A 9,428-nucleotide genomic window follows, 5' to 3' on the forward strand; every position below is an offset into this window, starting at 1 on the left:
CTTGAGACCCACAACTCGGCGAACTCAAGAGGATCGATGACCGAACCGAATCACGTTCCTGCCACCGCGCCCGTGCCGGAAATCGTGGACCACCTGCGGCAGGACGGGTACGTCATCGTCGACGACTTGGCATCAACCGAACTGATGGACGTCATCGACGAGGAGTTGGCTCCGTTCCTGGCGACGACGCCCACCGGATACAACGCCATGATCGGCAAGAAGACCCGTCGCACGGGCGCCTTGATCGCGCGGTCGGCCGCATGTCGCACCCTCGTCCAGGACCCGACGGTGCTGGGGGTCTGCAAGGACTTCCTCGGCCACGCCAGTGCGTTCCAGCTGATGCTGACCCAGGTCATCTCGATCGAGCCGGGCGAATCCGCGCAGGCGCTGCACCGGGACCAGAACGCGTGGGACTTCTATCCGTTCCCCGACGACTACCACGTGCAGTGCAACACGTTGTGGGCGATGTCGGAGTACACGGCCGAGATGGGCGCCACGCGCATCGTGCCGGGGAGCCAGGCAGCGGGCCACCTGAAGCCCACCGACTACACCGACGCCGATTGCATACAGGCAGAGATGTCACGGGGGTCGGTGCTCATCTACACCGGGAAGATCGTGCACAGCGGCGGCGCCAACCGCACGGCCGACAAGGTGCGACGGGCCATCAACGTGAACTACTCGGTTGGCTGGGTCCGGCAGGAGGAGAACCAGTTCCTGTCGGTCCCACCCGACGTCGCACGAACCCTCGACGACGACCTGCTCAGGCTGATCGGCTATCAGGAGGGCGCGTGGGCCATGGGCTACTTCCGCGACTTCGAGGATCCCATCCGCGCGATCCGGGGCGACCAGGGTGACTACGGCTTCGATCCGAGCCGGCTGACGGGCAGCTCGGGATCGGCATTCGAGGACATGCTGACGCACAGCGATTGAGAGGTGCGCCTCGGCCCCCTTCCGTGACTGGTGAGGCTGAGGAAACCGGTGCGGCAGATGAGACCCCTCCCTTCCCGACACGCCCTTCGCAACCGACCTCCCCGCCTTTCGGTGTCCCCGCGGTGGCCTATGTTGGACCGTCCGAGCCACCGCACGAGGGCGTCCGAAGGGAGGTAGGTGGACCACCACACCGCGATGTCGGCGACCGACCTCGTCGAACTCAACCGCGAGATCCAGGGTTCCCCGACCATCCGGCTCCTGGCCACTCTGAACCTGGGCGTCTACGCCACGCTCATGGAACGTCACCTCAACGGTGGCGTCGTCGCCGAGACCGACCTGGTGGTCCGCTTGGAGCGCGACCTCGAGGAACTCGGCCGCCCGGGCGGCGAGCAATCGGGACTCGGTCTGATCAAGACGTGGGCCAGCCAGGGGTGGCTACACCGCGTGGCCGACACCCGGACGGGCCACGAACGCAACCTCTGCTACCTCACGCAGGAGGCGCGGCGGGCGCTCGACCTGCTCCGCGGCATGCGCCGGCAGGACACCATCGCCACCGGCGGGTCGATCAACGGCATAGCGTCGCGGCTCAAGCAGATCGCCACGCGCGTCGGCAACGACCCGAACCGGATCCGCGCCGGCATCGAAGCCGAGATCGAGGCGCTGCGCGCCGAACTCGACGACCTCGAGCGCGGGCACGTGCGCCCCGAGACCGAGGTCACCGACATGTACGACGAGGCGCACGCCATCGCATTGCAGATGGAACGGCTCATCACCGACATCGGCCAGTACGGGACCATGATCGAGCAGGCCACCGCCGCGCTCGGGGACCCGATCGACAGCAACGTCGAATACCGCGACCGGCAGCGCCAGATGTACGCCGACTACCAGGCGGCCTGGGATTCCCAGGGCCGTGACTCACACCGCGCCTTCCTGCGCATGATCAACGATCCCGAGCAGCGCGCGGAGTTCGAGGCCGACGTCGCCGCCGTCGCCGAAGCGCTGCCCGCCCTCGATCCCGCGCTGCGCACGGTGATGGCCGGGTTCTTCGAACTCGTCGGCCATCAGATCGACGAGGTCGAACGCATCCAGCAGCGGTGCGCGCAGCGCGTCAAACGGTTCACGGCCTTCGGCACCCTCGAGCAGAGCCGCGGCGTCGCCCGGCAACTCGGCGATGCGATCGGCGCGGCGCGCACCTTGCTCAAGGCGTCGCTGACCGACTCCCGACTCGACATCGAATTGCCGCTGGCCCGCCACGCGATCAGTTCGGTGGGCGCGCTCAGCTTCCGCATCGGCGACCTGTCCCGTCCCCAGCCCGCGCACGCCGCCGAGGGCGAGGTCGACCTGCAGAGCTTCGCAGCGCTGACCACGCAGGTCGACGCCCCCGCCATGTCGGACATGATCAACTGCGCGATCATCGAGGGTCCGCTGGCACTCGCGGACGCGGTCGACCTCGTCTCCACCACCGGACAGGGTGCGTACCTGGGTCACGTCATCGTGCTGTGGTCCTGGGCACTCAAGCAGCCCGCCGCCGGAGCTGCCGACCAACCGACCGAAACGGTCACCGTGCGGTTCCGGTCGCTGGACGGACGCGACCGCAAGATGGAGGTCCCCCAACTCGTGTTCACCGAACCCATCTCGAGCCTGGTCGCGGTGGCGTCGTGACCGTCGACCAATCCCCCGACTACGCGGGTTTCTCGGCACTGCCCGACGTCGACTCGACCGCCCGGACCCCGCAGCGGCGACGGCCGAGGTTCGACGGCGACGTCAGCGAGCTACCCGACCGCGCCTGCTGGGCCCTGCAGCATCTGCTGACCCGGCGCTACATCAGCGCCGAGACCGATCGCGACCTCTACACCTGGGTGCTCGAGTACCGTGCCCAGCTCACCGTGCGGCTGTCCGAACTCGACCTCGTCCTGCGCGTCGTCGAGGGCGCCTTCGAAGACGACGGTGTCGCGTTCGTCGAGCAGGCCCGTTACGAATCGGCAAGGGGCGTCAAGCTGTTGCGCCGGGAGCCGCTCGGCACGTACGACTCGATCCTGGCCCTGCACCTGGCTCAGATGATGCGGGCATCCGGCGACCAGACCGTCCTCATCAGCCGTGACGAGGTGCACGGGCTGTTCTCCGGCGTGCTCAACGACGTCGACCGCGACGCCGTGACGTTCGGTGCCCGCATCGATGCCGCGATCGCGCGGCTCACCGGGCTGGAAATCCTGCGCAAGAGCCGCGACGACGAAGACAGCTACACCGTGAGCCCGGTGATCACCGCGGTGATGACGGCGTCGGTGATCGCCGAACTGCAGCAGCAGTTCGAATTGCTGCTCAGCGGCGGCACACCGGCTCCGCAGGACCAGGAAGCAGACGACGAATGACCGAGCAGTTCCACCTCTCCCGCTTGCAGGTCATCAACTGGGGCGTGTTCGACGGCTACCACTCCATCCCGTTCACCGAGGGTGGAGCGCTGATCGCCGGCGCGTCGGGCAGCGGCAAGTCCTCACTGCTGGACGCCATCTCGCTGGGCTTCCTGCCCTTCAACCGCCGCAACTTCAACGCCTCCGGCGACAACTCGGCCGCCGGGTCCAGCGCAGGCCGCCGCACCGTCGACAAGTACGTCCGCGGCGCATGGGGCCAGCGCAGCGACAACGGCGTCAGCCGGGTGATGTACCTGCGCGGCGACGGCACCGCCTGGTCCGCCATCGCCGTGACCTATGCGAGCACCACCGGCCGCACCGTCACCGGCCTGGTCCTGAAGTGGCTGACCGGTGAGAACCGGTCGGACTCGTCGAGCCGGTTCGTCCTGGCCGACGGTGACCGCGACATCGAGGACGTGTGCAACCGCTGGGCAGCCGGCCGGTTCGATGCGGGCGTGTTCAAGGTCCGTGGCGAGCGCAGCGACGGGGCAGATTCGGAATGGCGGTTCTCCACCAAGGTGGAGTCGCAGTATCTCGCGCAGCTCTACGCGACCATCGGCATCCGCGCGTCCGACGCCGCCCAGCAATTGCTCGGAAAGGCCAAGTCGCTCAAGAGCGTTGGCGGACTCGAACAGTTCGTCCGGGAGTTCATGCTCGACGAGCCCGACAGCCTCGCCAGGCTGCCGGAAGCGCTCAAGCAGATCGACCCGCTGGTGGAGGCCAGGGAACTGCTGGCCGTCGCGCAACGCAAGCGCAAGATCCTCGGTGACATCGAGATGGTCCAGCAGCGGTATGCCTCCGAATCGTCGGACCTCGGCATCATCGACCTGGTCGACCAGGCGATGGTCCGGGCATACACCGACCACGAGCGGTTGGCTCGCTGCCCGTCGCAGATCACCTCGCTGGACGCCACCATCGACCAGCTCGGCAACGAGTACGAGGACGTCACCCGTCAACTGAACCTGGCCAAGGCCGAGGGCGATTCGCTCAACGCCCAGATCAGCGGGTCCAGTGCCAGCATCGGGCCGCTGCAGTCACAGGTGGCAGGCGCCGAAGCCCAAGCCGAGGAGGTGTCGCGCCGGCGCGCCGCCTACGAGACGCTGGTGATCGCGCAGGGCCTCGACGTTCCCGACACCGCCGACGAATTCTGGAATCTGCGTGAGGAACTCGCGACGCAGGCCAACGAGCTGCTCGCGAAACTCGACCGGGGGCGCGAGGCGTCGACCGACGCGGAGTACGCGCAGAAGTCGGCTCGCCTCGTGCGCGACGAGGCCGCCAAGGAACTCAAGCGCGTCGAGCACGTGGGGTCGGCACTGCCGGAGTTCGCCACCACGATGCGCGAACACATCTGCGCCGCAATCGGAATCGATCCTGGCGAGCTGCCCTACGTCGCCGAGCTGATGGACCTGCGGCCCGAGCAGAGCCGGTGGCGCGTCGCCGTCGAGAAGGTGCTCCGCGGCGTGGGGCTGCGGCTACTCGTCCCCGACCGGCACCACGCCGCCGTCCTGCGGTTCGTCAACGAGACCAACATGGGCGGCCGGCTGCAGCTGCACCACGTGCGCTCGAGTCTCGCAGGCGCCGAACCCGCAGAGGCGCAACCCAATACGTTGGCCGGCAAGCTGTTCGTGGTCGACCCGACGCACGTCTGCGCGGCGGAGGCCGCCGACGTGGTCGCCGCAGCGGGCGATCACGTGTGCGTCGACACCCCCGACGTCTTCGCGCGCTTCCGGCGAGCAGTCACCGACGCCGGGCTGTACAAGGACTCCGATCGGCTGGCGATCAAGGACGACCGACGACCGCTGCGGCAGTCCGAGTATCTGTTCCAGGGTGACGTCGCCGCGAAGATCGATGCACTGACCGTCGACCTGGCCGCCGCGGAGGAGGCCTACCAGGCCGCTCGGCGCGCAGCCGATGACATCGCCGCCGAGCGCCAACGGTGGCGGGACCGGGCCGCCGCGTGCAAGGCCATCTGCGAACAGTTCCCGCAGTGGAACCAGGTGGACGTCGAGACCGCCGACGGGCACGCCGAACGGCTGCGCGAGCAGTACGAACTCCTGCTGGCCGATCACCCAGACATCGAGGCGCTCAACGCCCGCGCCGACCAGTGCTGGGAGGAGATCCAGACGCTGATGACCCGCCGCGGCGCGATCCAGACGCGCCGCGACGACCTGGACCGCCGACGGACCAGCCTGCTCGAGTTGCAGGAGCGGTTGGCGCCGGCCTTCGTGTCCGAGCCGCTCACCGACCTGCTAAATCGGTACGCCGACGACGTGCCGGTGACCCTCGACCTACTCGACCCCGAGCCGCATCGCGACGCGGTGTTCACCGCCATCCGTCGCGAGCGCGAACAGCTGCGCGACAGCCGTCGGCGTTCCTACGACGAGCTGGCCCGCATCCTCAACACGTTCGACACGGCGTTTCCGGACTCGGTGCCCAACGACAGCGACGTCTTCGACGAACGCGTGCACGACTACGTCGCACTGTGCAGGCACATCGACGAGCGCGAGCTGCCGGAAGCCTACGAGCGGATGATGCGCCTGGTCACCGAGCAGGCCCCCGACGCGATCCTGACGCTGCACCGGGTGGCCGAGCAGGAGACCCGTCGCATCAGCGACCAGATCGCCAGGGTCAACACGGGTCTGGGATCGGTCGAGTTCAACCGCGGCACCCGACTGACGTTGCGCGCCAACCCCCGCGCACTCACCGCCGTGTCGGAGCTGACCGAGATCGTCAAGGCCATCTCGCGGCGCATCGCCGAGGTCGGGCTCGGCGACAAGCAGGCCATCCTGGACCAGTACGCCGACATCCTGCGGTTGCGCAACCGGCTGGCGTCCACCGCACCCGAGGACAAGGCGTGGACGCGCGACGCCCTGGACGTCCGCAATCGATTCACCTTCGACTGCGCCGAATGGGACACCGGCACAGAGGAACTGATCCGCACGCACAGCAACGCCGGGGACAACTCGGGCGGCGAGCAGGAGAAGCTGATGGCGTTCTGTCTCGCCGGCGCGCTGAGCTTCAACCTGGCCAGCCCCGACAGCTCCGACAACCGGCCGGTGTTCGCGCAGCTGATGCTCGACGAGGCGTTCTCGAAGTCGGATCCGCAGTTCGCCCAGCAGGCGCTACAAGCGTTCCGCAAGTTCGGCTTTCAGCTCGTCATCGTCGCGACCGTGCAGAACGCCACGACCATCCAGCCCTATATCGACAGCGTGGTCATGGTGTCCAAGCGGGAGGCGACGGGCCGCAATGCGCGTCCGGTGGCGACCGTCTCCACCAAGACCATCTCGGACTTCACCGCACTCAAGCAGGAGATGACCACCTCGGCGCGGATACCGGCCGGGGTCTGAGCGGGGCAGGGTAGACCGCGGCAGTGCGTCACGAGGACCATCAACCCTATGTCGAGCCGGCATGACGGTCGAGACTCGAGTCCATGACCACTCCGGGCGCCTCAGGGTATTGCTACCGACGCCGTACCGCCGCGCAAGCTGCCCAGTTCCGCCAATCGCCACACCCCGTCCTCGATTCCGCGCGTGAGGGCGTCGACGTCGGGAGCGCTGTCGTAGTCGGCGGTGACGCCGAAGTAGAACCGGTCGGCGTAGCTGAGCATCGCGATGCCGGTGCGTAGGTGAAGGGCGATCGGCGGTACCGGAAGGATCTCCAGCACCTCGCGGCCAAGCATTCGTCGACGCCCGCGCGGACCCGGGACGTTGGTCGCCAGCGCCGCCACGGAATTCTGCGGGAGACGGGTCAACAGTCGAATCGTCCACGCCGTTAGCGCAAACGGAATGTTGCCCGCTGCGGCGAACACCGCGCTGCCGCCTTCCCGTTGGCCACTTCCCTTGGCCTCTTCGAGCCGCGCATGGACGATCTCCAGTTGCCTGATCGGATCGGGCTCGTCGACTGGCAGCAACGGCAGCATCGCGGACACCCGGTTGTCCGCCACGTCGAGGGCGTCAGCCGAGCGCATGGACACCGGAATCAGCGTGCGCAGGGCGTGGGGGCCCGGGACCTCACCGCGGTCGAGCAACATGGTTCGGTAGCCGCTGGTGATGGCTGCCAACGCGACGTCGTTGAGCGTCACCCCGAAGTCCCTGCACACCCGCCTCATGACGGTCAGGTCCACCCTGGCTGCGCTATAGCGGCGCATCGTCGCGATGGGACCGTTCAATGATGAATCTGCGGTGGCGTCGAGCACACGGACCGTCAGCTCGACGGCCCCCACGACCGCGTGTTCGGCCGCGCTGGTGGCGGCGAGCGTCGCACGCCAGATGTCGCCCATCCAGTCGATCGGGTTCAGCCTCGGCCGCAACAAACCGAGGAGCGAGTCACCCTTGGGTTCCCTGCCCGCGCGGATACTGGTCGCGAACGTGTCACCGGCACCGTCATCACTGAGTTTCGCCAGCATCTCGGCAGTGGCTATGCCGTCGGCAATGCAGTGGTGAATCTTGACGAGCAGCGCCCACCGGTCGTCGCTGAGCCCTTCGATGGTCCAGCACTCCCACAGTGGTCGGTCGCGGTCCAGCCGCCGTTCCATGATGCTCGCGACCATCCCGAACAACTCGGCGTCGTCGCCCGGGTTCGGCAGGGCGACGTGATGAAGATGATGCCCGACGTCGAAGTGTGGATCGTCCACCCAGCCCGGCGCACCCAGGTCGAAGGTGTGGGTGTGCAGTTTCTGGGTGCAACGCGGAATGGCGTGCGCCCGGTCGGCGAGCGCCGATTCCACCTCGCGGTAGTCGGGCATCGGCCCTGCGAGGATCGACACGCCACCGACGGCCAAACTCACGTGGGGATCCGAATCCTCGGCCTGCAGAAAACTCGCATCCAGCGTCGAGAGATGTTCCATGCGGTGACTATGCGCGCCGCATACCTCGACGAAGCAGGGCCGCAGGTCCTCGATCCCATAGCCGAAGGTCGCTCGACGGGCACGTACTGCCCGACGCGAGCCACCGGGGCCCTTGCGTGCGCTCTACATCGTCGAAGCGACGAGGCCGACCAGGTCGACGAGGCGGTGAGAATAACCCCACTCGTTGTCGTACCAACCCACGATCTTCACCATGTCACCGTTGACCTTCGTGAGCCCCGAGTCGAAGATGCACGACGAGGGATCCGTCACGACGTCGGAGGACACGATGGGGTCGTCGGTGTAGCTGAGGAAGCCCTTGAGTTCGCCGTGGGCGGCGGTCGCGAACGCGGCATTCACCGCTTCGACCGTCGCGGGTTCTCGCACCGTCACGGTCAAGTCGGTGGCCGAGCCAGTCGGCACGGGGACACGCAGCGCGTACCCGTCGAGACGGCCCTCGAGTTGGGGCAGCACCACGCTGATCGCCCGGGCCGCCCCGGTGGACGTGGGCACGACGTTGATCGCCGCCGCGCGGGCGCGGCGCAGGTCGCGGTGCGGACCATCCTGCAGATTCTGGTCCGGCGTGTAAGCGTGAATGGTGGTCATCAGCCCGCGCTCGATGCCGAACACCTCGTCGAGGACCTTTGCCATCGGCGCAAGGCAATTCGTCGTGCACGACGCGTTGGACACAATGGTCTGCGTGCCGTCGTAGTCGCGATGGTTGACTCCCATGACGACGGTCAGGTCGGCGCCCTTCGACGTGGCGGATACCACTACCTTCTTGGCGCCTCCGCGTAGGTGACCCCGGGCGTCGTCGGCGGCGGTATAGCGCCCGGTCGACTCGACGACGACGTCAACGCCCAGATCTCCCCACCGGACTGCCGTGGGTCCGTCGGCGATGGACCACGCCTTGATCCGCCGCTCACCCACCACGAGATCGTCGCCGTCGACGGTGACGTCGGACGGTAGACGCCCGAGGACGGAGTCGTACTTGAGCAGGTGGGCCAGGGTCCTGTTGTCGGTGAGGTCGTTGACGGCCACGATCTCGATGTCGGTGTCACCCGCGACCCGCTGCACCTCCGCCGCGCGGAAGAAGTTTCGACCGACACGACCGAAGCCGTTCACGCCTACCCGAATCGTCATGGTGTCTCCCCGAAGTCCTTGCCGGGCCACGTCGGTGCCCGCGCGCCCTCGAGTGTGGCGTTCGAGGTCGCCAAGCGGCAGAGCCAAAGGTCATCGCCCTCTCG

At 67.6% G+C, this 9,428-nt stretch carries 6 protein-coding genes; 4 read left to right on the plus strand and 2 right to left on the minus strand.

Annotation, left to right across the window (positions count from 1 at the left end; genetic code table 11):
• Positions 1-36: 36 nt before the first annotated feature.
• The 4 genes from LOK44_RS22845 to LOK44_RS22860 all read left to right on the plus strand — a co-directional run bounded on the left by LOK44_RS22845 (position 37) and on the right by LOK44_RS22860 (position 6,685).
• Positions 37-930 (plus strand): phytanoyl-CoA dioxygenase family protein, encoded by an 894-nt coding sequence (locus LOK44_RS22845; RefSeq protein ID WP_237572384.1) that lies wholly within the window; start codon positions 37-39, stop codon positions 928-930.
• Between the two features lie 195 nt (positions 931-1,125).
• Positions 1,126-2,592, plus strand: a complete 1,467-nt coding sequence (locus LOK44_RS22850) for a DUF3375 domain-containing protein (protein ID WP_249784046.1) — start codon at positions 1,126-1,128, stop codon at positions 2,590-2,592.
• Entirely contained in the window at positions 2,589-3,299 is a 711-nt protein-coding gene (locus LOK44_RS22855; RefSeq protein WP_237572386.1) for a DUF4194 domain-containing protein, read from the plus strand. The genes LOK44_RS22850 and LOK44_RS22855 overlap by 4 nt, the downstream gene beginning before the upstream one ends.
• Positions 3,296-6,685, plus strand: coding sequence for an ATP-binding protein (locus LOK44_RS22860; protein WP_237572387.1), 3,390 nt, complete (start codon positions 3,296-3,298; stop codon positions 6,683-6,685). Before LOK44_RS22855 ends, LOK44_RS22860 begins: the two co-directional genes overlap by 4 nt.
• Before the next feature lie 101 nt (positions 6,686-6,786).
• Here LOK44_RS22860 and LOK44_RS22865 read toward each other — a convergent pair whose 3' ends face one another.
• Both LOK44_RS22865 and gap read right to left on the minus strand, forming a co-directional pair.
• Positions 6,787-8,184: a WS/DGAT/MGAT family O-acyltransferase gene (locus tag LOK44_RS22865; protein ID WP_237572388.1), complete on the minus strand. Its 1,398-nt coding sequence runs from the start codon at positions 8,182-8,184 to the stop codon at positions 6,787-6,789.
• A gap of 123 nt (positions 8,185-8,307) precedes the next feature.
• Complete coding sequence (gene gap / locus LOK44_RS22870; protein ID WP_237572389.1) at positions 8,308-9,324, minus strand: type I glyceraldehyde-3-phosphate dehydrogenase; 1,017 nt, start codon at positions 9,322-9,324, stop codon at positions 8,308-8,310.
• Between the last annotated feature and the right edge of the window lie 104 nt (positions 9,325-9,428).

It is taken from the genome of Mycolicibacterium lacusdiani (assembly GCF_021916785.1).
GTDB classification, from domain to species: domain Bacteria; phylum Actinomycetota; class Actinomycetes; order Mycobacteriales; family Mycobacteriaceae; genus Mycobacterium; species Mycobacterium lacusdiani.

What these genes read in the sequence shown, in the direction of transcription:
- LOK44_RS22845 (WP_237572384.1), top strand. Translation starts at nt 37, where the DNA reads ATGACCGAACCGAATCACGTTCCTGCCACCGCGCCCGTGCCGGAAATC.
- LOK44_RS22850 (WP_249784046.1), top strand. Translation starts at nt 1,126, where the DNA reads ATGTCGGCGACCGACCTCGTCGAACTCAACCGCGAGATCCAGGGTTCC.
- LOK44_RS22860 (WP_237572387.1), top strand. Translation starts at nt 3,296, where the DNA reads ATGACCGAGCAGTTCCACCTCTCCCGCTTGCAGGTCATCAACTGGGGC.
- LOK44_RS22865 (WP_237572388.1), bottom strand. Translation starts at nt 8,184, where the DNA reads ATGGAACATCTCTCGACGCTGGATGCGAGTTTTCTGCAGGCCGAGGAT.
- gap (WP_237572389.1), bottom strand. Translation starts at nt 9,324, where the DNA reads ATGACGATTCGGGTAGGCGTGAACGGCTTCGGTCGTGTCGGTCGAAAC.